Origin of the sequence: Daejeonella oryzae DSM 19973 (assembly GCF_000422945.1) — a bacterium.
In the GTDB taxonomy this organism is placed as follows: domain Bacteria; phylum Bacteroidota; class Bacteroidia; order Sphingobacteriales; family Sphingobacteriaceae; genus Daejeonella; species Daejeonella oryzae.
On record NZ_AUHA01000006.1, the window covers coordinates 80563 to 104901 of the forward strand.

Below are 24339 nucleotides of genomic sequence, written 5' to 3' on the forward strand. Positions count from 1 at the left end.
CTTGATATACGGTTTGCAATATCAGATGGAATCTGATAAAGTTATTTCTGCAAATTGTGTTCTGTAAAATCAAGCGTATGAAAGCTTTTGACGAAAAACACATTAAAAACGTGGTGCTCATTGGCTCTGCGAAAAGCGGCAAAACCACACTTGCCGAGACAATGCTATTCGAAGCGGGAATAATTAAACGCAGAGGGACCATAGAAGAAAAAAATACTGTTTCAGATTACCACGAAATTGAGCGGGAGAGGGGTAATTCTGTTTACGCAACTTCGATGCATACCGAATGGCGGGATTTTAAGATTAATATTATTGATACTCCCGGCTTAGATGATTTTATAGCAGAAGTAATTAATTCTATACATGTTTGCGATACAGCAGTAATAGTTTTGAATGCTCAAAATGGCGTGGAGGTTAGTACAGAAATTCTATGGGAATATGTAGACCGGAATCAAAAACCAACAATTTTAGCCGTTAATCAGCTGGATAGTGAAAAAGCTGATTTCGCTCAAACTGTTGCTGAAGCAAAAAACCTCTTCGGCTCTGCGGTAACCGTAATGCAATATCCTCTCAATTCCGGTGCGGGTTTTAACTGCATAATTGACCTGCTTAAAATGCTTATGTATAAATTTCCGGAAGGTGGAGGAAAGCCTGAGAAATTGCCGATACCTGGTGATGAACTCCAGAAAGCAAATGAACTGCATAATGAGCTGGTAGAAAAAGCAGCTGAAAATGATGAAAACCTTATGGAACAATATTTCCAAAAGGGCAATCTTGATGAAGATGAGCTTCGTAAAGGACTAAAAATCGGGATGATGAATCATCAGGTTTTTCCGGTTTTTTGCCTTTCGGGTAAAAAAAATATGGGCTCAGGCAGAATGATGGGTTTCATAGACAATGTAGCTCCTTCGGCAGCTGAAATGTCACCCGAACTGACCGAAGAAGGTCAGGAGGTTGTTTGCGATCCTGATGAACCCACAAGGTTATTTATTTTTAAAACATTGGTAGAACCTCATTTAGGACGACTTTCCTATTTTAAGGTTTTATCCGGACAGGTTATTCCGGGAATGGAACTGCACAACGAAAAAACATCTGCTACAGAACGTATCTCTCAGCTGTTTGTAACCGATGGAAAAAATCGCAACACCGTAGAAAGACTTAAGGCAGGCGATATTGGCTGTACCTTAAAACTTAAAAATACATTCACAAATCATACTCTTAATGGTAAAGGTGCGAAAGGCAGCATTGAACCTATTGATTTCCCCGCACCAAAAGTTAGAGCGGCTATAGTAGCTAAAAACAAACAGGACGAGGAAAAATTGAGTGAAGTATTAAATGAACTCCAAATGGAAGATCCCGGTATCAGCATTGAATATAACCGGGAAGTGAGGCAAGTAATACTTCAGGCTCAGGGAGATCTTCATTTAACCATAACCAAATGGAAGCTGGAGCATATTTATAAAATGCAGGTGGAATTTAGAAAAGCTAAAGTTCCTTATCGCGAAACCATTCAAAAATCTGCACTAACTTCCTATCGTCATAAAAAACAATCCGGTGGAGCCGGGCAATTTGGCGAAGTTTTTTTAAAAATTGAACCGTATTTTGACGGGATTTCGCCTTTGAAAGAGTTTTCTGTACGTGATACTGAAACCGTTGAATTGCCCTGGGGCGGAACTCTGGTATTTAACAATTGCATTGTGGGCGGGGTTATTGATGCCCGGTTTATTCCTTCTATACTCAAGGGGATTATGGAAAAGATGAATGAGGGACCGCTAACCGGGTCCTATGTCCGGGATGTTCGGGTAAGCGTATATGATGGAAAAATGCACCCCGTTGATAGTAATGATATTTCTTTTAAAATAGCCGGTATGATGGCCTTCAAAGCGGCTTTTTACCAGGCCGAGCCACTGCTTTTGGAACCTGTACATCAGGTGGAGGTGAAGATTCCGGATGAAATGATGGGCGATGTTATAACAGAATTGCAATCTCACAGGGGAGCAATTTTAAATATGGAAAACGACCAATCCATGCAGATAATCAAAGCCAGGATGCCCTTGGCGGAGCTGGATGAGTTTTACTCTTCAATACGCAACGTAAGCCAGGGCAGAGCTAAAGTTCACAGTCAGTTTTCTGATTATTATCCGGTACCCTCCGAAATGCAAAAGCGTTTATCTGAAGAATATCAAAAATCGGAGATTGCAGAATTACATTAAAGGGATTGCTTAAACACTCATTTCTGAATTACAATCATACCATTAATTATTAATGTAGTGCCTTTCTCTGTAATAATAGTATAGACTTTTTGCGTGGCTTAAAAAACTTCTTCGGCTAAGTGTTTCCAATTCTCCGGGTAAATTTTAATAGTTCTATTAATTTGAAATTCCTAAATGCCTGATTATTAATTAAAAGCTGAAATATTTTGCAATGTATATTCATAATTTTTTAAAAATGATATAACAATGCGAAATCATTTAACCCGGTATTGACAATTCCTTTCGGCCTGATCCGGATCTATTAAGAAATATTTCCTCAACTTAGTGACTTGTATTTTATACTCAAAAAAGTGGAATTTCAAATTAATGGGATATAATAGTTTAGAAGCATGTATAAATGATCTTGAAAAACACGGTCATTTAATCCGGATAAAAAAAGAAGTTGACCCTTATCTTGAAATGGCATCCATCCATTTAAGAGTTTACCAGAATCAGGGCCCTGCATTGTTATTTGAAAATGTAAAAGGAAGTGATTTTCCGGCGGCATCTAATTTATTTGGTACAATAGAACGGTCTAAATTTATGTTTCGCGATACCTTAGATAAAATAAAACTATTGGTAGATGTTAAAACAGATCCCGTTAAAGCATTAAAAAATCCACTTAAATATCTTCCTGCATCTATGACTGCATTATCGGCTTTACCGATGAAAGGAGAGTGGCTTGCGCCGATTAAGTTCGGAACTACCCAAATCAGCAAATTGCCCCAAATAGTTAACTGGCCCATGGATGGAGGGCCTTTTGTAACTATGCCTCAGGTTTATACCGAAGATATTGATAAGCCCGGAATCATGAACGCCAATCTCGGAATGTATCGGATTCAGCTGGGAGGTAATGAATATATTCAAAATGAGGAGATTGGGCTGCATTACCAGCTTCATCGCGGTATCGGTGTTCATCAAACCAGGGCCAATGCTCTGGGTAAACCTTTAAAGGTTAGTATTTTTGTGGGAGGGCCTCCGTCTCATCCATTATCTGCTGTTATGCCATTGCCCGAAGGTTTGTCTGAAATGACCTTTGCAGGTGCTTTAGGAAACAGAAGGTTCAGGTATTTTTATGATGATGAAGGATTTTGTATTTCTGCCGATGCCGATTTTGTGATTACCGGCACAGTAGAACCTCATCAAAATAAACCAGAAGGACCCTTTGGAGATCATTTAGGATATTATAGCTTAAAGCATCCTTTCCCTTTAATGAAAGTCAGGAAAGTATATCATCGAAAAAATCCAATATGGTCTTTTACTGTAGTTGGGAGGCCTCCGCAGGAAGATACCAGTTTTGGGGCATTGATACATGAAATTACTGGTGCTGCAATTCCATCAGAAATTCCGGGCTTGCATGAAGTAAATGCGGTAGATGCAGCTGGTGTTCATCCGCTGCTGTTTGTTATAGGGAGTGAGCGCTACACGCCTTATCTTAAAGAAAGAAAACCACAGGAAATTTTAACAATTGCTAATCATATACTTGGAAAGAACCAGCTAAGTCTTGCCAAGTATTTGTTTATTTGTGCTAAAGAAGATAATCCGGATTTAAACACTCATGACATTCCTAAATTCTTTCAGCATGTCCTTGAGCGTATAGATTTGACCCGTGATCTCCATTTTTATACCCGAACAACTATTGATACGCTGGATTACAGCGGAACCAATATAAACTCAGGTTCTAAAGTTGCAATTGCTGTTGCCGGAGAAATCAAGAGGGAGCTTTGGGCTGAAATGCCACCTTCCTTTTCTCTGCCCAGGCCATTTCAAAATTACAAAATGGTTATGCCGGGAATTATGGCGGTTGAATCACCTACTTACACAAGCGAAGAAGAAACCTTATCTCAGATTGATTTACTTAATGATGCGTTAAAAATTTATTTGCTGGATGGCCTGCCCTTAATGGTCCTGGTAGATGATGCCGGTTTTACTGCTGAGACAATAAACAATTTTGTATGGATCACTTTTACAAGGAGCAATCCTTCACATGATATTTACGGCATAAACAGTTTTACCGAGCATAAGCACTGGGGATGCAAAGGACCCCTGATTATTGATGCCCGAATTAAACCTCACCATGCACCACCACTAATTTTTGATCCAGTTATTGAGAAAAGGGTAGACCAGCTCGGAGTCAAAGGGGGAGCATTGGAAGGAATTATATAGTAATTATCTTGATCAAATAATCAAACCATATTATTTGGAGAAGAACATTTTTAAAGCCACCAGTATTAGGATGATGCTGAAAATTTTCCGGAGTTGTATTTCAGGAATTCCGGCAGCATATTTAGCGCCAAAATAACTTCCTATTACAAACCCGATACAAATAATGGCTGAAGACTTAATATCTACATATCCTTCTTTATAATAAGCAAATGCTGCTAATAATCCAATTGGAGGAACCATCATTGCAAGGGTGGTTCCCTGTGCGGTTTGCTGGCTGTATCCCAGAATAAAAACAAGTGCTGGTATTACTATTATTCCACCTCCTATTCCTATTAATCCGCTTAAAACTCCCGCCAAAATTCCGATGATGATTAATATGATTAGTGTTGCCATTTTATTCATGAAATTAATTTTATGTTTTGAGAGGCGGCAAATTATTAAATAATCAGGAAAGCCTGTCAACCTATAAAAGATTGTAATTAAATTTATACAGAATTACAAAGATAAAATCCTTAGAAATGAAAAATCTAAAACTTATCCTGGTAAATTTTCTCATCATAAGCCTGATCTTGGAAACACATGCTCAATCTAAAATCGCTCATCCTTTATCAAAAGGAGCTTCAATTCTTTTTAAAACCATAAGCAAGCTAAGTGATGCGGATAAAAACCTCGTATTTTTAAAAACAGGATTTATATTAACTAATAAAACTGATCTGCCCTTTGCTCTTGATAAAGAAAGTATGGAATATGCTTTCTCGGCCCAATCCTTTATTACAGATATGAACAAAGATGGTAATGAGGAAATATTTATAATTTATGGAAATTCATATACTTCGGGCATGACCGGAATATCTGCTATGCTCTTTATAAAGGATGCTTCCGGAAGTTATCAAAACCATCTGGGATTTCCTGCCATGATTTCAGTTCTGCCCGATTCCAATTTGGGATATCCCGATCTTATTATTGGCGGCCCTGGTTTTGAGTTTCCGGTTTGGCGATGGAATGGCAAACACTATGCATTTTATAATACAATAAAGAACGAGGTTCTGGAGAAAACAGAAACAAAGTCAATTGAAGAAATAAGTATAAATTATTTAAAAACTATTAAAAATTAGCTTTGCCTGCACTTGGGCTTAATTATTATTTGAATTGAAAATTCTCAGTGCCTTAACAAATCTTCCCTGGTAATATTTATTTAATGGGGTAGTGGTTACACCGTATGCTTTGCCAGATGTAGAATGAATAAACCTGATTTCTGATCCGTCGTTTGATGCGATAATTCCCATATGGCCCACTTCACGAATGGTACTGTCTGTCCCTGTAAATAAAATCAGATCGCCGGGTTTGGATTCCTTTAAACTAATTTTTCGTTCAACCTCATTAAAATCTTTGGAAGAACGCGGTACCGCAATCCCGAAACGATTAAATACATAAGTAATAAATCCGGAACAATCGAATCCTTCGTTGGGATTTATTGATCCATATTTATAGGGTATTCCTGTAAGTGTATTTGCAAAAGAGACCAATTCATCGGGATTCGTATTACCGGTTTTTATGGATTTAGATTTTATGGTATCAGAATAATCCCACATTTCCTTTACTCCGCTGATTTGGAAAGTATCTGCAGATTTATTTTCGTGATTTATCGTATCAGAACTGCTACCTCCTGTGTAATGAGTATTATCGCCCCAACCGCATGAAACCAGTAAGGCTGATGCTAAAAAAATAACTGAGAATAGTTTCATGAAATTTTATCTTCAATAATCGCTCCTTAACAAAATTCAACTGTTTTGTTTCAGCTTATTGATCATGTAAAATGCTCTTTTAATCCTGGTCTCAACATTTTTTGATGATGATATATAGTATATCAATCCACGCTTTTTTCCGGGATTTAGGTCATTGTATAATTTTTGACCTAGTTCATCTTCAACTAAAACTTCTGCCAGCTCTTCCGGCAATTTGAGTCCATCATTTTCATCCAGCCGGATAGAAACCAGAATGGTTTGTCCCGCAACAACGCAAGCCTCTTTCATTAATTTTTTACTGATGGCAATTGAATAACCATCTCCTCTGGCACTTAAGGCGCAAGGGAATTCTTCTGCATTCCCAAATTTGCAAAATATGCGCAAATGACCTTTAAATGCATTAAATTTAGCAACGGTTTCGTTTGGAACCTCCATGATATGATGAAGCATTGGCCCTTCGACAGGAACAATACACGTTGAAAACCGGATAATTTCCATAATTCTGATTTTCTTATTTTGATTCAAAAATCAATTAGTTAATTTGAATAAATAGGATTAATATTTGTAGACTAAAAAAATAAATAATAAAATTGAATACAAGAAGAAAGCTTATTCTGTTCAGAGTTTTAACCGTTCTGCTGGTTGGATTTATAAGTCTTACAATTTTAATTTCTTTCTTCCCAAATTCAATCATAGATACCACATTCTCAGAAGAAGTTCAGGAACATCAGCATCCCATTCTTGATTCCATCATGAAAGGTATTAGTTTTTTTGGTTATGTGCCGGCTGCTTTGAGTATGGTTGTAGGTATGGCTGTTTGTTTCTATTTATTTAAGTTAAAAAGAGAGGCTGCATTTATTCTCCTTACTTTGAGCTCTGCAGTAGTGAGTTCTATTTTAAAAATTGCAATTGCCCGGCCCCGACCTACAGAAGATCTGGTCAGAATTGTTGAAAAAGCAGGAAACCAAAGTTTCCCCAGCGGCCATATGCTGTTTTACGTTGTGTTTTTTGGATTCATGGTTTTACTGATGAACCATTTAAAATTTCTTTCTTTTTGGATAAGATGGACCATAGCCAATTTCTCTCTGATGATAATTTTTGCAATTCCCTTCTCCAGAATTTATTTGGGGGCACATTGGTTTACCGATGTGCTGGGAGGATTTTTGGTAGGATTAATTTGTCTTGCTATCATAAGTTACGCTTACCTGAATAAGCCTTCCTCCTGATTGGAAATAAAAAAAGCTTTCAGGTTAAGAAAGCTTTTTAGAGGTCGGTAGGGGGATCGAACCACTGTATAAAATCTTGCAGATTTTCGCCTAACCACTCGGCCATCCGACCATTTAAATAATATTTAAAGTTAAAATTAAAATATAATATCTAAAAGTATAACTTAAAGTATAGCTAAAAAGTTACATTATTCTGATGTCATAATCTTGTTAATAATTCGTTGCATGCAAAAGTGTAATTAATTCTTTGAAAATTAAATTATTAGATCATGAAAAAGTTCACCCTATACCCACTGGCTGTTCTTTCATCAATAGTTCTTTTTTCAGGAAATAATCCCCCGGAAAAAATCATTGAGGGTGTATTGCCCGCCTACCCGATTCGTACATCTTCGTGCATGGGACTTAAAAACACAGATCTGATTAATCTTGTTGATACTTCTAAAACCGGTCCTCCGCTATTTACAGGATTAGGTAATTATCATTTTAAGGTGAGTACAAAAAATCAGCTGGCGCAAAAGTATTTTAATCAAGGTTTGGCATTGTATTATGGTTTCAATCATGCCGAAGCTTACCGCTCTTTTTATGAAGCTTCAAAATTAGATCCGGAATGTGCAATGGCTTTTTGGGGTCAGGCTTTAAGCCTTGGTCCAAATATAAATGCTCCAATGGATCAAGCAGATGCGACTATAGTTTTTGCGGCGGTTCAAAAGGCTGGTTTTTTGTCTGCGAAAGTTTCCGAAAGAGAAAGAGATTACATTAATGCTCTGGCTAAAAGATATATTCCAAATCCTCCCCAGGACCGTTTTGAATTGGATCAGGCTTATTCGCTGGCTATGAAAATACTTGCCAATAAATATCCTGATGACCTTGATGCCGCCACTTTATACGCAGAATCAATTATGGATTTGCATCCATGGGATTTTTGGTTAAAAGACGGCACTGCCCGGCCATGGACTGCAGAAATTCTGGATCAGCTGGAAAAGGTAATGAAAGTGAATAAAGATCATGCAGGTGCAAATCATTTTTACATTCATGCCGTTGAAGCCTCTCAAAATGCAAACAGAGCAGAAGCAAGCGCCGACAGGTTAAGAACTTTATTACCAGGGGCAGGCCACCTTGTTCATATGCCGGCTCACATTTATATCCGCACAGGCCAATACCATAAAGGCACAATCAGTAATGAGGCTTCGATAAAAGCAGATCAGTTATATTTAAATGAATGTAATTCAAAAGGCTTATACGGACTGATTTATCATCCCCACAATTACCATTTTTTATGGGCATGTACTACTTTAGAAGGCCGGGGAGATTATGCTATTAAAGCCGCAGATAGTTTAAGCTCTAAGTTTAAAAGTGAAATGATGCTTAGTCCTTTTGGCTTTACAGTACAGCATTTATATGTCACCCCTGTATTTGCAAAAGTTAGGTTTGGGAAATGGGATAAGCTTATTGAAATGGAATCTATGGATAAAAAATATGTCTATGCGAATGCAATGATTCATTATGGACGCGGGGTTGCCTTTGCAAAGAAGGGAATGACCGGGAAAGCGCTGGCGGAAAAAGCTGAGTTAGAGAAATTAATGTCTGATACAACCCTGAGAAATATTTCAGTAGGAGCTCTTAATTCGCCCTACGCTATTATGGCTGTTGCCGACAAAGTTTTAGATGCTGAGATCGCTTCTGCTAAAAAGAATTATACAGCAGCTGTTAATTTATTAAAAGAGGGTGTGAAGCTGGAGGATGAACTGAATTATACAGAGCCAGCAGACTGGCACCATCCCGTTAGGCAGGTTTTGGGCGCTTTACTTTTGAAAACAGGTAAGGCAGCTGAGGCTGAAAAATTTTATAGGGAAGATTTGAAAGTTTATCCGGAAAATGGATGGTCTCTGTATGGTCTGCATCAGGCCTTGGTTGCACAAAATAAAGAGGAAGAATCAAAGGTGGTTAAATCACGTTATGACAAAGTATTTGTTCTGGCAGATGCCAAACTTACAAGTTCAACTTTTTGATTAAATGATTAAACTTTTTGCCGCATCATTCTTTTGCCGGTCATCAGAATTAATAAACTCGAGATGGAGCAAAATGCCATCACCCCTGTCATAGGCAAAGCCGTGTGGTTACTTAAAATGCTAACCATAATAGATGCAAAAGCACCTAAAGCCATCTGAATGCTTCCCATTAATGCAGAGGCGCTTCCGGCATTTTTACTAAACGGAGTAAGAGCAAGTGCAGAAGAATTGGGGAATGAAAAGCCCTGACAGCAGAGGAAAATAAATATTAAGAAAATTGTGCTTCCCAGATTCAGTATGGCGTAATAAGAGCCAAGGAACAGCGATATGCCTGTAATTGCCTGACATATTAAAGCTCCAACAATAATTTGTTCGCTTCTGAATCTTCGCAATAAAATTGTATTCAGCTGGCTGGCTCCAATAATTCCTACAGCAATAAAAGCAAATATCCATCCGTAATGCTTTTCTGAAACATGGAATATCTCAATAAAAACATAGGGCGAACCTGCGATATAAGCATAAAGTCCTGATGCTGCGATTGCTCCCGTAAAAGTATAGGTATAGAATTGAGGGTTTTTTAAAACGATTAAGAAATTTGTTAAAATGGGCTTTGGTTTCAGAGATATGGAGTGGTCCGGTAACCGGCTTTCGGGTAAGGCGTAATGAACTCCTGCAAGTATTAAAGCCGACATTCCGGCTAAAATAATAAATACATAATGCCAGCCAAAAGCTGCCGTAACATACCCGCCAATGGTGGGTGCTAATAGCGGCGATACTCCAATTACCAGCATCAGCAGAGAAAAAACTTTTGCAATTTCTGAAACAGGAAACAGATCACGAATCATAGCCCTGGATGCAACCATGCCAACACAACCTCCTAAAGCCTGTAAAAAACGGTACAGAATTAAAGATTCGGCCGACTGAGCAAATGCACAGCCAATGGACGCAATCAAGTATAAAGTTAGTCCGAAATATAAGGGTTTTTTGCGGCCATATCTATCTAACAAAGGACCGTATAAAAGTTGTCCGATAGAAATTCCGATAAAAAAACTGGAAAGCGAAAGCTGAACTTTTGCCACTGTAGTGTTTAAATCCCGGGCAATAGCTGGAAATCCAGGCAGATACATATCTATTGAAAATGGACTGATAGCCGAAAGTGTACCCAGGATCAGGATTGTTAAAACGTATTTTTTTTTCGTCATAAGTTTTATGAAGGGCAAAAATAAGCTAATAACCTTAAAAGAACTTTGTATTCAATGACATAAAAACGTAAGATAGAGAGGGCCTGCAATCTCAATTTTACTATCTTTGCCCATGCCAGAAAAAATTATAATCTTAGATTTCGGTTCGCAATACACACAATTAATAGCCCGCAGGGTTCGTGAATTAAATGTTTATTGCGAAATACATCCGTTTCATCACCTTCCAGAATTTGATAGTTCAGTTAAAGGAGTCATTCTTTCCGGAAGCCCGTACTCTGTACGTCAGGAAGATGCACCACAGGTAGATTTTGTTGTTTTACAGGAAAGATATCCGATTTTAGGAGTTTGCTACGGAGCTCAATACATTGCTCAGAAATTAGGAGGAGAAGTTAAAGCTTCATCTACCCGTGAATATGGAAGAGCCAATCTATCCTTTGTGGAAGAGCAAAATCCTCTTTTTAAAGGGATCTCGTCAAACTCGCAAGTATGGATGTCGCATGCTGATACCATAGCAGAGGTGCCCGACAATTTCGAAATTATTTCGAGTACAGATTCTGTAAAGGTTGCCGCTTACCATATAAAAAATACAAACACATTTGGTATCCAGTTTCATCCGGAAGTAACTCACAGTACAGATGGAAAGCAGTTACTCGAAAACTTTTTAGTTGATATCTGTAATTGCAGTCAGGACTGGACTCCGGATGCTTTCATTGAAACTACCATTAATTCACTTGTTGCTCAACTCGGTGATGATAAAGTTGTCTTAGGCTTGTCCGGAGGTGTGGATTCATCGGTTGCTGCGGTACTACTTCATCAGGCTATAGGAAAGAACTTGCATTGTATATTTGTAGATAACGGATTACTTCGAAAAGGAGAATATGAGCAGGTTTTAGATTCTTATAAGCACATGGGACTAAATGTTCGAGGTGTGAATGCCAGTGATCGTTTCTTAAGTCAGCTTGCCGGAATTAAAGATCCGGAGTTAAAACGTAAAGCCATTGGACGCGTTTTTATAGAAATCTTTGATGATGCGGCACATGAAGTTAAGGATGTAAAATGGCTTGGTCAGGGAACAATTTATCCGGATGTTATAGAATCGGTTTCTGTTAATGGTCCTTCTGCAACTATCAAATCTCATCATAATGTAGGCGGTTTGCCAGATTTTATGAAATTAGAAGTTGTTGAGCCTCTAAATACCTTGTTTAAAGATGAAGTCAGAAGAGTCGGAAAAGCTTTAGGCATAGATCCTGCTATACTTGGCCGTCATCCTTTCCCGGGCCCGGGTTTAGCAATCAGAATACTGGATGATATTACACCGGAGAAAGTGGCAATTTTGCAGGAAGCAGATGCCATTTATATTGATAATTTAAAATCTTCCGGATGGTATGATAAGGTATGGCAAGCCGGAGCTATCTTTTTACCTGTTCAATCGGTAGGAGTTATGGGCGATGAAAGAACATATGAGCACGTTATTTGCTTACGTGCTGTAGGCTCTGTAGATGGAATGACCGCTGACTGGAGTCATCTACCCTATGATTTGCTTGCAAAAATATCGAATGAAATTATTAATAATGTAAAAGGAATTAACAGAGTAGTGTATGATATTAGTTCCAAGCCACCGGCGACTATTGAATGGGAATAAATTTTTAGCTGTTATAATACTGAGTTCTTTTCTGCTTGCCTGTTCTAAAAAAACAGCACCTGTTGCAACTCTACCCAAAAAACCGGTTGAAACTACAGATAAAAAGGAGGAGTCCAGAATTGAAAAGAGCGATGTAAAAGAGCAGCGCTCTATCGCTCTGTTATTGCCATTTTATTTAAATTCTATTAATCCGCAAACAGCGGATCTGAAAAGTATTAATAAAGCAGGTTTAGCAATAGATTATTATCAGGGCTTCAAATTCGCTTTAGACTCTTTGTCATCGGATGGATATAATTTTAAACTAAATGTTTGGGATTCCCGAGAACAGGAAGTACAGATTGTTAACCTGGCAAGAGCAAAATCTGTTCAGGAAAATGATCTTATTGTCGGTCCTGTTTTTCCAGAATCAATACTGACTTTTAACGAATTTTATAAGCCCGAAAATAAACTTCAGATTTCGCCTCTGGCAGCCAGCACTCCTGATCAGTATAATAATCCGGGTCTGGTTACCGTAAATAATACCATTGATGAGCATGGTTGGAAAGTTGCAGATTTTATAAATAAGAATTACAAGCCATCTAAAGTAAATCTGTTGCTGATCAATACCAAAAAGACAGATGATGAAAAATTTGCTTCACCAATCAAAAAGTATATCAAATCGATTTCTGAAAATGGTTTTGTAATTCATGAACTGCCTAATTCTATTGGACTGGAAACTGCCCTAAGCAAAACGCTCACAAACATCGTGATTGTAACATCAGATGATAAAGCATTTGTGTTGCCAACAATAGATCGGTTATATAAATCGAGCCGTCAGGGATTAAAAATTGAACTTTTCGGGCATCCCAACTGGATAAAAGCTCAATTTTTAAATGTGGAGAAAATGCAGGGATTAAACACAAAAATCACTGCTTCCTATTTTATCGATTATAAATCAGAAGATGTTAAAAATTTCACGTCCCGTTACCGTCAGGAATTTGGTTTAGAACCTTCTGAATTTGCTGTTAAGGGTTTTGATACAGGATATTTTTTCGGCAAGCTTTTAGGTAAATATGGAACAGATTACCTGAATCACATAAGCACTGAGCAATATCAGGGATTACATAATAAATTTCACTTTAAAAAAGATGAAAAATTCGGCTATACTAATACGGAAGTAATGATGTTAAAATACAGCGGATTTGAATTGCAGGTAATTAAATGAGAGCAGAACAGCAATTAAAAACATTTTTGCGGATATTAAATGAATATCCGGCAAACACGCCATTAACAAAATTTCTTCCGGGATTTTTTAAGATGAACAAGCAGATGGGATCTACAGATCGTAGAACTGCATCACGGTTAATATATAGCTACTTTAGAATTGGGAAAGCTTTAGCAGAGCGCCCGGTTGAAGAGCGATTATACATCGCAGAATTTTTATGTAATACGGAGGATAATTCCTTTCTGGCTCATTTTCGTCCGGAATTAAATGAAAAAATCTCACTGCCTGTTGAAGAGAAAATTAATTTTCTGCAAAGCACGGAAGGTTTCGTATTGGAAGATGTTTTCCCGTTTACAAATCATTTGTCTGCAGGAATCGATAAACAAGCTTTTTTACATTCGCTTTTTATACAGCCCGATTTGTATATCCGCACCCATCCTGGTAAGCAGGAAGTTGTGAAATCTAAATTAACAGAAGCCGGAATTACTTTCCGTGAGATCAGTGAAACAGCTTTGACTTTACCTAACGGGACTAATTTAAACCAGCTGTTCCCTGAAAATATTACTCCAATGCCGTTCAGGCCTGTGGTCATTCGTCCGTATGTTGTGCAGGATCTTTCGTCGCAGCAAACAGCCGCTTTTTTTAAACCAAACCGGTACGAAAGCTGGTGGGATGCATGTGCTGCTTCCGGAGGGAAATCTTTGTTATTATTTAGTTTGGAATCAGATATTAAACTGGTTGTTTCTGATATCCGCGAAAGCGTATTGAATAATCTTGATGAGCGGTTTATTGCTGCAGGTTTCCGTACGTATCAGAAAAAAATAATTGATCTCACTCAAAATTCCGATCCTGAATTACATGGTTACGAATTTGATGGAATAATTCTGGACACTCCGTGCTCCGGCTCGGGCACCTGGGGTAGAACTCCCGAAATGATCAGCCAGTTTGAAGAATTTAAAATTCAAACATTTCATAATTTGCAAAAGACAATTGCTTCGAATACAGTCAAGTATCTGAAGTCCGGAAAGCCTTTGATTTATATTACCTGTTCTGTTTTTAAAGAAGAAAACGAAGAAATGGTTAATTATTTGGTTAAGGAATTAGGTTTGACAGTAGAAAGTCAGGAAATTATTAAGGGTTATGAGCACAAGGCCGATACAATGTTTGTTGCCCGGTTAATTTCAAAATAATCCGCATTTTCACACATATAAAAGATATTACCAATATTCGTCAGCTTTGTATTTAAATCGAAGCTGACGAATATATCAGAAGTGATTTGCATAATTAGTTGTAGATCGACAGATTACAAGCCCGTATTGGTACGGAAAAGCTTTATAGCAATTGCTAATAGAATAATTCCAAAAGCCTTTCTCATAATATGCAGTCCGGTAACTCCGAAAAGTTTTTCGAGTCTGGCGGTATTTTTTAAGACGATGTATACAAAAATCATGTTTACAAAAATCCCTACTACAATATTTTGAGTCGCATACTGCGATTTTAAAGAGAGCAGAGTTGTCATGGTTCCCGCTCCGGCAATTAAAGGGAATGCGAGAGGAACGATTGAAACACTTTCAGGAATTTCTTCTTTGAAAAAGGTAACACCCAGAACCATTTCCATAGCAATTACAAAAATTACCAGAGAGCCGGCTATTGCAAATGAAGAAATATCAAGGCCAATGACTTTTAAAAGCTCTTCTCCGGCAAAAAGAAACAATATCATCAATACCAGTGAAACCAGGGATGCCTTTTCTGATTGAATATGGCCGGCCTTATTTCTTAACGCTATTACTACCGGAATAGCCCCTAAAATGTCAATGATCGCAAAAAGGATCATGGTAACGGATAGGATTTCGGTGAAATTAAGGTAGTTATTCATCGATTAAGCTGGTTTTTTTATGCCTTTTAAATAATTGAATTGAAAATGGCAGCGCAATTAAAATAAATACTGCTGCCGCTATAAAGATATAATTTATTGAATAAAAGGAAATATATCCGGCAATTAATGGACCTATGATCTGTCCGATTGAAAGATAACTTTGATTAACTCCCAGAATATGTCCTTGTTCCTCCGGTTGAGTGTTTTCGCTGATTATCGAGTTCAACATCGGATCTCTTAAAGCGTTAAAAAGTCCGTATAATAGTAAACAGACTGCAAATGGAATAAAGGAATTTGTAAAACCTGCCAAAAATAAAGTTACGGAAGTTACGCAAAGAGATATAACCAATATAAGGGGTTTGATTTTAATGTATTTTAAAAATATGGGAAGCCCGATTAACTGCATAATTATTCCCACAACACCGAAACTGGTAAAGAACAATCCAATTTTTAAAGGCGAAAGTTTTAATACATCTACATTAAAAGTTTGAAATCCAATGATCATGCTGAATTGAGCTACTGCCATTAAAAAACCAATCAGGATTGCCGTTCCAATAATAGGCTTACGCAATGATTTGAAGGGCTTTTTATAATCTAAGACTTTCTGTGCGTTTAAATTTATTCCCTTATGAATATTGGTTTCCTCCAGAAAAAAATAAGTGAGTATGGCACCTAAAGCGGCCAGGGCAGCAGAAAATAAAAACGGAGCCGACAGACTGATTTCGCTGAGCACACCTCCCAGTAATGGACCCAGTATAAAGCCAACTCCGAATGAAGCGCCAAGATAACCGAAGGCCTTGGTTCTTTCCTGAGGAGTTGTGGAATCAGAGATAACGGCTTGCGCAACAGAAATATTTCCGCCGGTAAGTCCGTCAAGAATACGTGCCGCAAATAGCATTAATGCAGATCTGGCTTCGGCAAACAGAATAAATGAAATAGTGGTACCGATTAAGCAAATAATTAAAATGGGTTTTCTACCGTATTTATCAGATAAAGATCCAAGAATAGGGGTAGCAATAAATTGGGCGATAGAAAAGGATGAAATGAGTAACCCAAGGGTATGAGCATTGATCCCGAATTGTTTGGTGAAGGGATAGATCAGGGGAACTATAATGCCAAATCCGAGGGCATTGATGATCATGATCAATACCAGGATCCATAAGTTTTTTTTGTTTTGCATACAGAACTAAGGTACAGCAAAAGAGAGGCCTTAAAAAAATATCTCTGAAGGGAATTTTGCCAAAAACGAAAAAGGTTTCAGAAAAATCTGAAACCTTTAAATTCGTTGAATTGTATTCGATTTTAGCTATTCTGACCGTTATTCAGTTTAGCAGCTATACGAATTTTAGAATGACGTTTACTATACGTAAAATAGATAATAATACCGATAGCCATCCAAATAATTAAACGTTCCCAGGTATGCCAAGGTAAACCGTACATCAGATATAAACAAACCAATACACCCAGGATTGGAACTACCGGGAAGAAAGGTGTTTTAAACGGACGGTTGATATGCGGATCAGTATAACGTAATACAAGAATACCACCGCATACAATTGTAAAGGCCAGTAAAGTACCTATTGAAACTAATTCACCAAGCAGGTTGATTGGAGCAAATCCGGAAATAAGGATGGCTACCGCACCTGTGAGCATGGTTGTAATGTGAGGAGTTTGAAATTTAGGATGGATCTTGCTGAAAAAAGCAGGTAATAAACCATCTTTAGACATCGCGTAAAAAATCCGTGGCTGTCCCATCAGCATCACTAAAATTACCGAACTCAGGCCTGCAAGGGCACCTACTTTGATAGGGAAACGTAACCAGTATAAACTATCACCACCTGCATTAACTGCAACAGCTACCGGATCCGGTACGTTCAGTAATTTGTAATTAACCATACCTGTCATTACAAATCCTACCAGGATGTAAATAATGGTACAAATAATTAGTGAACCTAAAATTCCCCTTGGCATGTCTTTCTGCGGATTTTTAGCTTCCTGCGCAGCAGTAGAAACTGCATCAAATCCAATATATGCGAAGAAAATAATTCCGGCTCCCCGTAATATTCCATCATATCCAAATGCTCCCGGACCTTCTGATGGTGGAATAAATGGTCGGAAGTTATCCATATTCACGTAAGCCAAACCGAAACCGATGAACAACAGGATCACAAAAACTTTAACAACCACGATAATGTTGTTAAATTTCGCTGATTCACTGATTCCAATTACCAATAATGTAGTAATGATAGCTACAATGAACATAGCCGGAAAGTTGATCATGGCACCTGTTGGTGTAAAAGCAGCTGTTGTAGAATCGTAATTATATGGAGCTTGTGCGATACTGGCGGGAATACTAACGCCAAAATCTTTTAAGAAACTCACCATATACCCCGACCAGCTAACTGCAACTGTAGAAGCTCCGAATAAATATTCAAGGATTAAATCCCATCCAATAATCCAGGCAATAAATTCTCCCATGGTTGCATAGGCATACGTATATGCACTACCTGCGATAGGAATCATGGATGCAAATTCTGAATAACATAAACCTGCAAAAGCACAGGCAACGCCTGCCAGAATGAAGGATAAAATTACGGCAGGACCGGCATGTTGTGCAGCAGCTACTCCTGTAAGAGTAAAAATACCAGCACCAATAATAGCTCCAATACCCAGAGAGATCAGATTGTTTGCAGTTAATGTCCGCTTCAATCCTCCTTCTACATTCGATTCGGCCATTAATTGTGGTAACGATTTCTTATAAAGCATAAGTTTAATTTAGTTAAAGTATTTCTATATCGATTTTAATTTAGTGAGTCGCCAAACCTAATTAATTTATTTTAATAATGAAAAAGGGATTTCTTTTAAGAAATCCCTTTTTTTATGATCTGATTAGCGGTTTAAAGTATCTGTAGTATTGATCAGCGTATCCGTAACCGTATTTCCTAATGAATCGGTTTTGCTGATTACTTTTATTTCTTTACGCACTTCAGTAGCGTGCTTGTTGCTGCTTACGCCTTCGGCTAAATGAGGAGCAATAATTAATGACACGATGGACATTAATTTAATCAGGATATTCATCGAAGGACCAGAGGTGTCTTTAAAAGGATCGCCCACCGTATCTCCTGTAACAGAAGCTTTATGCGGTTCAGATTTTTTGTAGAACATCTCACCATTAATCATTACACCTTTTTCAAAAGACTTTTTCGCGTTATCCCATGCACCACCTGCATTCGACTGGAAAATTCCCATCAATACACCGGAAACAGTTACACCGGCCAGTAAACCACCTAAAACTTCGGCACCAAAAGAAAAACCGATGATGATTGGAACGATCAAAGCAATAGCTCCGGGTAGCATCATTTCACGAATAGAGGCTTTAGTTGAAATAGCCACACACTTTTCATATTCGGGTTTTGCTTTGTATTCCATAATTCCGGGAATTTCGCGGAACTGACGGCGTACTTCCTGAACCATATCCATAGCCGCACGACCTACTGCCGAGATACATAATGCCGAGAAGATGAAAGGAATCATTCCCCCAACAAAAAGTCCGGCTAAAACGTCTGCTTTGTAAATATCAATTCGATCAATACCAGACACGCCTACGAAAGCTGCAAATAAAGCAAGGGATGTTAATGCTGCAGATGCAATTGCAAAACCTTTACCGGTAGCTGCTGTGGTATTTCCTACGGCATCCAGGTTGTCTGTGCGTTCCCGTACTTCAGCAGGTAATCCGCTCATTTCGGCAATACCACCCGCATTATCTGCAATAGGTCCGAAAGCGTCGATAGATAATTGCATGGCTGTGGTAGCCATCATTCCGGCCGCAGCAATTGCTACTCCGTAAAATCCGGCAAAGTAAAACGAACCGTATATACCTGCAGCAAGCACAAGTATTGGCAATACAGTTGATTGCATCCCTACCGCTAAACCTGCAATAATATTGGTGGCATGCCCGGTAGAAGATTGTTTGATAATGGATTGAACAGGTGATTTACCCATTGCAGTATAATATTCAGTAATTAAGCTCATCACTGTTCCTACCACCAGGCCTACAATGATGGAATAGAAAATCCCCATTTTTGTAAATACACGGGCACCTTCTTTCAGATTTCCATTTATATCCATATCGCGGATCATATGGAAATCACCATCAGGTAATAACCAGATCACGGCAAAGAAAGAAGCAATAGCTGTTAAAACAATTGATGCCCAGTTTCCAATATTTAATGCATTTTGAACGCTGTCTGTTTCTTTTTTAATACGTACAAAATAAGTGGAAACAATAGATAAGAGTAATCCTAAACCAGCTATAAGCATCGGTAACAGGATAGGCGCTATGCCTCCAAAATTATCATTCGAAACAATTTCCCGTCCCAGTATCATGGTAGCCAAAATGGTTGCTACGTAAGAACCAAATAAGTCAGCTCCCATACCTGCAACATCGCCTACGTTATCACCCACATTATCCGCAATGGTTGCCGGATTACGAACATCATCTTCCGGAATACCTGCTTCAACTTTTCCTACAAGATCTGCCCCAACATCTGCTGCTTTGGTATAAATACCGCCACCTACACGTGCAAATAAAGCAATTGACTCAGCGCCTAAAGAAAATCCGGCTAATACTTCCAGAGCTTTCTCCATGTCCTGACCATTAACTGTGGCTCCGGTTACATTCACAACATACATTTGATAGAACACGATAAACAAAGATCCAAGTCCTAAAACTGCAAGACCTGCTACACCAATGCCCATTACACTACCCGCTGTAAATGATACTTTCAACGCTTTTGCCAGGCTGGTTCGGGCGGCTTGTGTGGTTCTAACGTTTGCCTTTGTGGCGATATTCATTCCTATATATCCCGCGAAAGCGGATGTAAATGCGCCAATTAAAAAGGAAATAGAAATTACCCAGCTCGAGGTTTCGACCAGGGTGCCGGAATAAGCCAGTAATATGGCAGCAATAACTGCAAAATAACCAAGGACTTTCCATTCGGCACGCAAGAACGCCATTGACCCATCTGCAATATAACCTGATAATGTGCGCATGTTCTCATCGCCCGCATCTTGCTTTACTACCCATGCTGATTTTGCAAGCATCACCATGATGCCTATCAGCCCGAAGACGGGGATGAGATAAATCAAATTGTTTTGTAAAAAATCCATAAATACTCGTTGGTTTAAAAGTTGATAAAAAATTAATTTTTATAGTTTTAGTTTAAGGTATAGCAATCTGCGAAAAGTATTTTAATTTATCTCTATAAAAACAGAAATCAGATAATTATATACACCAATTCAAACTCAGAGACTTAATTAATTCTGAAAATATAAATGCACGATGATTTTCTTATGTTGAAATTGGTTTTTAAGTTTTAGCTAAAGCTTTGAATTATAGTTTATTTTTTAATGTGAGTTTTTTAGATAAATTCGTACCCAACCTTATAAAATAAAATGAAACAAGCTTTAGAACAAACCGGAATGAAGCGTGAGCTGGGTCTGCTGGATTCAACCATGATTGTTGCCGGTTCCATGATCGGGTCAGGAATCTTTATAGTGACGGCAGATATTGCCCGGTCCGTAGGCTCACCGGGATACATTTTGCTGATCTGGCTTTTAACGGGAGTAATTACTCTGATTGCTGCTTTGAGTTATGGAGAGCTCGCCGGAATGATGCCTAAAGCGGGCGGACAATATATTTATTTAAAAGAAGCATATAATCCCCTTACGGGATTTCTTTTTGGATGGACGGTTTTTATGGTGATTCAAACCGGCGTAATTGCTGCTGTTGCCATTGCATTTGCCAAATTTACTGGGGTAATTATCCCCGAAATAATATCGGATAAACTGGTGTTGGCCGATTTAGGAATTATCCAGTTTAATAGTCAGCAGTTGCTGGCAATAGTTCTGATTGCTTTCTTAACCTACGTCAATTTACAGGGTGTTAAAAATGCGAAGATTATTCAAACAACATTTACACTTGCAAAAATTATTTCTCTAATGGGATTAATTGTTCTGGGAATTTATTTTGGCCTGAACAGCGAGGCGCTGGTTGCAAACATGAGTGACTTCTGGAAGCCTTTTAAGACCATTCCTAATCCCGACGGAACTGTCAGCACCGAGGCTTTAAGCGGAATTGTATTGTGGGGTGCGGTAGGCGCCGCTATGGTAGGTTCATTATTCAGTAGTGATGCCTGGAATAATATTACCTATACAGCCGGGGAGGTTAAAGATCCTCAGCGTAATATTCCTTTAAGCTTATTCTTTGGAACGCTGATCGTTACCATTCTGTATGTAATGGCAAACGTAGCCTACATCATGTTATTACCTGTAATGGGAACTCCCGGAGGCGAAAGTGTGATCAGCCGTGGAATTATGTTTGCAACGGATGACCGAGTAGGAACTGCGGCAATAGCTACCATCTTTGGAAGTGCAGCGGTTATAATTATGGCAATCCTGATTATGATTTCAACATTTGGATGTAATAACGGATTAATATTATCCGGAGCCCGTTTGTATTATGCAATGGCTAAAGACGGTGTGTTTTTTCAAAAAGCAGGAACACTGAATAAAAATAATGTTCCGGGTTTTGCCCTGATCATACAAGGGATATGGGCCTCATTATTATGCCTTTCCGGAACTTATGGCGACTTGCTGGATTACTGCACGTTTTCGTCTCTTCTTTTTTATATGGTCACTATTATCGGCTTATTTATACTGAGAAAAACCAGGCCGGATGCAGATCGCCCTTACAAAGCATTTGGATACCCGGTTTTGCCGGCTTTATACGTGTTAATTGCCGGAGCTATTTGCACTATACTTTTGATCTACAAACCTACAACCTGCGGAAGAGGTTTACTGATTGTATTAATTGGAGTTCCTGTTTATTATTTATGGAAGTACTTCGGAAACAAGAAGTAGTTGATTTAAAACAATCATGCCGGCCAAACTCTTGTTTGGCCGGCATTTTTTTGAATAGTTTTTAATCTTTTCAAGCCCTTAAAAATTGATGAGGTCAGTTTAAGATGCAACAGAGCCCATTATCGGAGCATGGGTAATTTCACTTATATCCTGAAGAATATCCCTTTCTGAGAAATTAAAATTACTTAGGGCAGGATGTGAAAGGACAGATTCAACCAAAGGACTGGTTTTAAATGTTTGCAATGAGTCTTCATCTTTGAACAAGTATACAGCCCCGGCTTCTTTCGTTTCATCATTAATTAACCAAATTTTCCAAATGCATCCTGGTACATCTGCAAATGACTGAGCAAGCTGGGCAGTCGTTTTTTCATACTCTTCGCGGCTTACGCTGAAGTTGAAATTGGTAATAAGAATTTTCTGTGCCATAATCACTAATTTAAAATTAAGTTAATCGTAAATTGTTAACCGACTTTATTTAGTTAACCTGTTGATTTTCATAAAGTTTCACATTTAATGGAATTAGTTTGACAATGGAATTTTGTGCCAAAGCGAACAACTCTTAATCCATTTAAATACTTGGATCTCAATCCTGATAAGGTTCAAAGAAAAGTAATGATTGAATTTAAAATATTATTTAGACTATAATATTTTAATAATCAGAAAGTAATCGGGTTGAAAAATTCAGGTCACCGGTTATTGCAAAACTTCAGCAACCACAAAAGTGCTTCCACCTACAAACACCAGATCGCGGGCACATGCATTTTTTTTTGCCGTCTTCAGCGCTTCATTAACTGATGGGTAAACCTGGCCAAAAAGATTTAGAATTTTAGCTTCTGCAGCAAGTTCTTCTGCAGCTTTGGCTCTCGGAATGTCGGGCTGGCAAAAATAATATGTAGCATTCACAGGCAAAAGTTTAAGAATGTTACTGATGTCTTTATCTTTTACCATTCCAATCACCATGTGGAGCTTTTCATACGGAAGAACATTAATATTTTTTAATACTTCGCGGATTCCATCTTCGTTGTGGCCGGTATCGCAAATCACCAGCGGATTACTGTTTATCGTTTGCCATCGGCCCATCAATCCCGTGAGGGATTTAACCTCTTTTAGCGCAGATTTAATATGCTCTGCAGTAATGATAAAGCCCAGCTTTCTCAACTGCTCTACCGAACTTAAAACTGTAGCCAGATTCTTAAGCTGGTAATGCCCTGTCAGATCGAGTTCATAATTTGTTTTAGAATTTTTCTGGACATCTGAAGAATTACATGGCACGACGCTTAATTCTAGAAAATGCTGACTGATATCAGACAAGTTCGGATGCTTTCTGTCGGATTCTTTAGATTCTACCTTTTCAATTTTCCATTCATCCGATGCAAAGGTTAGTTCAGAATGGCAATCAGCGGCCTTCTTCAAAAATGTTGCTGCTGTTTCACGCTGTCTTTGGCCAATCACTACGGGAACTCCTGGTTTGATTATTCCAGCTTTTTCAAAAGCAATCTGCTCCAGCTGATCTCCCAGTATATTTACATGATCTAATCCAATGTTGGTTATTACAGAAAGTAAAGGATTAATGATATTGGTAGAGTCAAGCCTCCCGCCAAGGCCGACCTCAATTACTGCAATATCAATCTTCTGCAAAGCGAAATGTTGAAAAGCCATCGCCACGGTGACCTCGAAAAAGGATGGTTCAATTTTCTCGATCAGATCTTTTTGCCCGGAAACAAATTCAATAACATCATTCTCACTTATCATTTCACCGTTAATGCGTATCCTTTCTCTGAAATCACGTAAGTGGGGAGAAGTATATAAGCCGGTTTTATATCCTGCTGTATGTAAAATGGCAGCCAGCATATGCGAAGTAGAACCTTTACCATTTGTACCGCCTACATGTATACTTTTAAATTTTTGCTGAGGATTATTAAGATGATTGCAGAAAGTTATGATATTATCCAGGTTGGCCTTGTAAGCAGAACTTCCCACACGGGTAAACATTGGAAGTCTGGAGAATAGGTAGGAGAGAGTCTGCTGGTAGTTCATCTGAAAATTATCATCCGAATAATGAGGGATCAATAACCTTTGCAGATCCTCAGCTGCGG

19 protein-coding genes are annotated in these 24339 nt (G+C 38.4%); 9 read left to right on the forward strand and 10 right to left on the reverse strand.

Features of this window, described 5'->3' with window-relative positions; all coding sequences use genetic code 11:
• The first annotated feature begins 77 nt into the window (after nt 1–77).
• Nucleotides 78–2213: an elongation factor G gene (locus tag G521_RS0111225; protein WP_026898625.1), complete on the forward strand. Its 2136-nt coding sequence runs from the start codon at nt 78–80 to the stop codon at nt 2211–2213.
• Nucleotides 2214–2579: 366 nt separating this feature from the next.
• Nucleotides 2580–4418, forward strand: a complete 1839-nt coding sequence (locus G521_RS0111230) for a UbiD family decarboxylase (protein WP_026898626.1) — start codon at nt 2580–2582, stop codon at nt 4416–4418.
• Nucleotides 4419–4448: 30 nt separating this feature from the next.
• Here the strand turns inward: G521_RS0111230 and G521_RS0111235 are convergent, their stop codons facing one another.
• Nucleotides 4449–4820 carry a sulfite exporter TauE/SafE family protein gene (locus G521_RS0111235; protein ID WP_081675067.1) on the reverse strand — a complete coding sequence of 124 codons (372 nt, stop codon included), beginning with the start codon at nt 4818–4820 and terminating at the stop codon, nt 4449–4451.
• 116 nt (nt 4821–4936) lie between these two features.
• Between G521_RS0111235 and G521_RS17825 the strand changes: the two genes are divergently transcribed.
• On the forward strand, nt 4937–5533 hold the full coding sequence (locus tag G521_RS17825) for a hypothetical protein (protein ID WP_051189707.1): 597 nt from the start codon (nt 4937–4939) through the stop codon (nt 5531–5533).
• Between the two features lie 18 nt (nt 5534–5551).
• Here the strand turns inward: G521_RS17825 and G521_RS17830 are convergent, their stop codons facing one another.
• Together G521_RS17830 and G521_RS0111250 are read right to left on the reverse strand one after the other, a co-directional pair.
• On the reverse strand, nt 5552–6163 hold the full coding sequence (locus G521_RS17830; RefSeq protein WP_051189708.1) for a C40 family peptidase: 612 nt from the start codon (nt 6161–6163) through the stop codon (nt 5552–5554).
• 36 nt (nt 6164–6199) lie between these two features.
• Complete coding sequence (locus G521_RS0111250) at nt 6200–6688, reverse strand: YdeI/OmpD-associated family protein (RefSeq protein WP_155975783.1); 489 nt, start codon at nt 6686–6688, stop codon at nt 6200–6202.
• A gap of 65 nt (nt 6689–6753) precedes the next feature.
• Between G521_RS0111250 and G521_RS17065 the strand changes: the two genes are divergently transcribed.
• Together G521_RS17065 and G521_RS0111265 are read left to right on the forward strand one after the other, a co-directional pair.
• Entirely contained in the window at nt 6754–7389 is a 636-nt protein-coding gene (locus G521_RS17065) for a phosphatase PAP2 family protein (protein WP_051189709.1), read from the forward strand.
• Nucleotides 7390–7658: 269 nt separating this feature from the next.
• On the forward strand, nt 7659–9398 hold the full coding sequence (locus G521_RS0111265) for a hypothetical protein (protein ID WP_051189710.1): 1740 nt from the start codon (nt 7659–7661) through the stop codon (nt 9396–9398).
• An 8-nt stretch (nt 9399–9406) separates the two neighbouring features.
• Here the strand turns inward: G521_RS0111265 and G521_RS0111270 are convergent, their stop codons facing one another.
• Entirely contained in the window at nt 9407–10600 is a 1194-nt protein-coding gene (locus tag G521_RS0111270; protein WP_026898630.1) for a multidrug effflux MFS transporter, read from the reverse strand.
• Nucleotides 10601–10712: 112 nt separating this feature from the next.
• On the opposite strand from G521_RS0111270, the gene guaA reads away from it, so the two are divergent.
• Genes guaA through G521_RS0111285 form a run of 3 tightly spaced genes read left to right on the forward strand, consistent with a single transcriptional unit; the run spans nt 10713 to nt 14636 of the window.
• Complete coding sequence (gene guaA / locus G521_RS0111275) at nt 10713–12242, forward strand: glutamine-hydrolyzing GMP synthase (protein WP_026898631.1); 1530 nt, start codon at nt 10713–10715, stop codon at nt 12240–12242.
• Entirely contained in the window at nt 12199–13446 is a 1248-nt protein-coding gene (locus G521_RS0111280) for an ABC transporter substrate-binding protein (RefSeq protein ID WP_026898632.1), read from the forward strand. The genes guaA and G521_RS0111280 overlap by 44 nt, the downstream gene beginning before the upstream one ends.
• Nucleotides 13443–14636, forward strand: a complete 1194-nt coding sequence (locus G521_RS0111285) for an RsmB/NOP family class I SAM-dependent RNA methyltransferase (protein WP_026898633.1) — start codon at nt 13443–13445, stop codon at nt 14634–14636. Before G521_RS0111280 ends, G521_RS0111285 begins: the two co-directional genes overlap by 4 nt.
• Nucleotides 14637–14749: 113 nt before the next feature.
• Here G521_RS0111285 and G521_RS0111290 read toward each other — a convergent pair whose 3' ends face one another.
• The 4 genes from G521_RS0111290 to G521_RS0111305 all read right to left on the reverse strand — a co-directional run bounded on the left by G521_RS0111290 (nt 14750) and on the right by G521_RS0111305 (nt 20491).
• On the reverse strand, nt 14750–15322 hold the full coding sequence (locus G521_RS0111290; RefSeq protein WP_026898634.1) for a MarC family protein: 573 nt from the start codon (nt 15320–15322) through the stop codon (nt 14750–14752).
• On the reverse strand, nt 15315–16502 hold the full coding sequence (locus G521_RS0111295; RefSeq protein WP_026898635.1) for an MFS transporter: 1188 nt from the start codon (nt 16500–16502) through the stop codon (nt 15315–15317). The genes G521_RS0111290 and G521_RS0111295 overlap by 8 nt, the downstream gene beginning before the upstream one ends.
• Nucleotides 16503–16624: 122 nt before the next feature.
• Nucleotides 16625–18088, reverse strand: coding sequence for an amino acid permease (locus tag G521_RS0111300; RefSeq protein WP_081675068.1), 1464 nt, complete (start codon nt 18086–18088; stop codon nt 16625–16627).
• A gap of 123 nt (nt 18089–18211) precedes the next feature.
• Nucleotides 18212–20491, reverse strand: coding sequence for a sodium-translocating pyrophosphatase (locus G521_RS0111305; protein ID WP_026898637.1), 2280 nt, complete (start codon nt 20489–20491; stop codon nt 18212–18214).
• A gap of 285 nt (nt 20492–20776) precedes the next feature.
• Here G521_RS0111305 and G521_RS0111310 point away from each other — a divergent pair, with 285 nt between their 5' ends.
• Nucleotides 20777–22243: an APC family permease gene (locus G521_RS0111310; RefSeq protein WP_026898638.1), complete on the forward strand. Its 1467-nt coding sequence runs from the start codon at nt 20777–20779 to the stop codon at nt 22241–22243.
• 99 nt (nt 22244–22342) lie between these two features.
• On the opposite strand, the gene G521_RS17835 is transcribed toward G521_RS0111310, so the two are convergent.
• Together G521_RS17835 and G521_RS0111320 are read right to left on the reverse strand one after the other, a co-directional pair.
• Complete coding sequence (locus tag G521_RS17835; protein WP_051189712.1) at nt 22343–22669, reverse strand: YdhR family protein; 327 nt, start codon at nt 22667–22669, stop codon at nt 22343–22345.
• 267 nt (nt 22670–22936) lie between these two features.
• Nucleotides 22937–24280, reverse strand: coding sequence for a bifunctional folylpolyglutamate synthase/dihydrofolate synthase (locus G521_RS0111320; protein WP_026898639.1), 1344 nt, complete (start codon nt 24278–24280; stop codon nt 22937–22939).
• Nucleotides 24281–24339 lie beyond the last annotated feature (59 nt).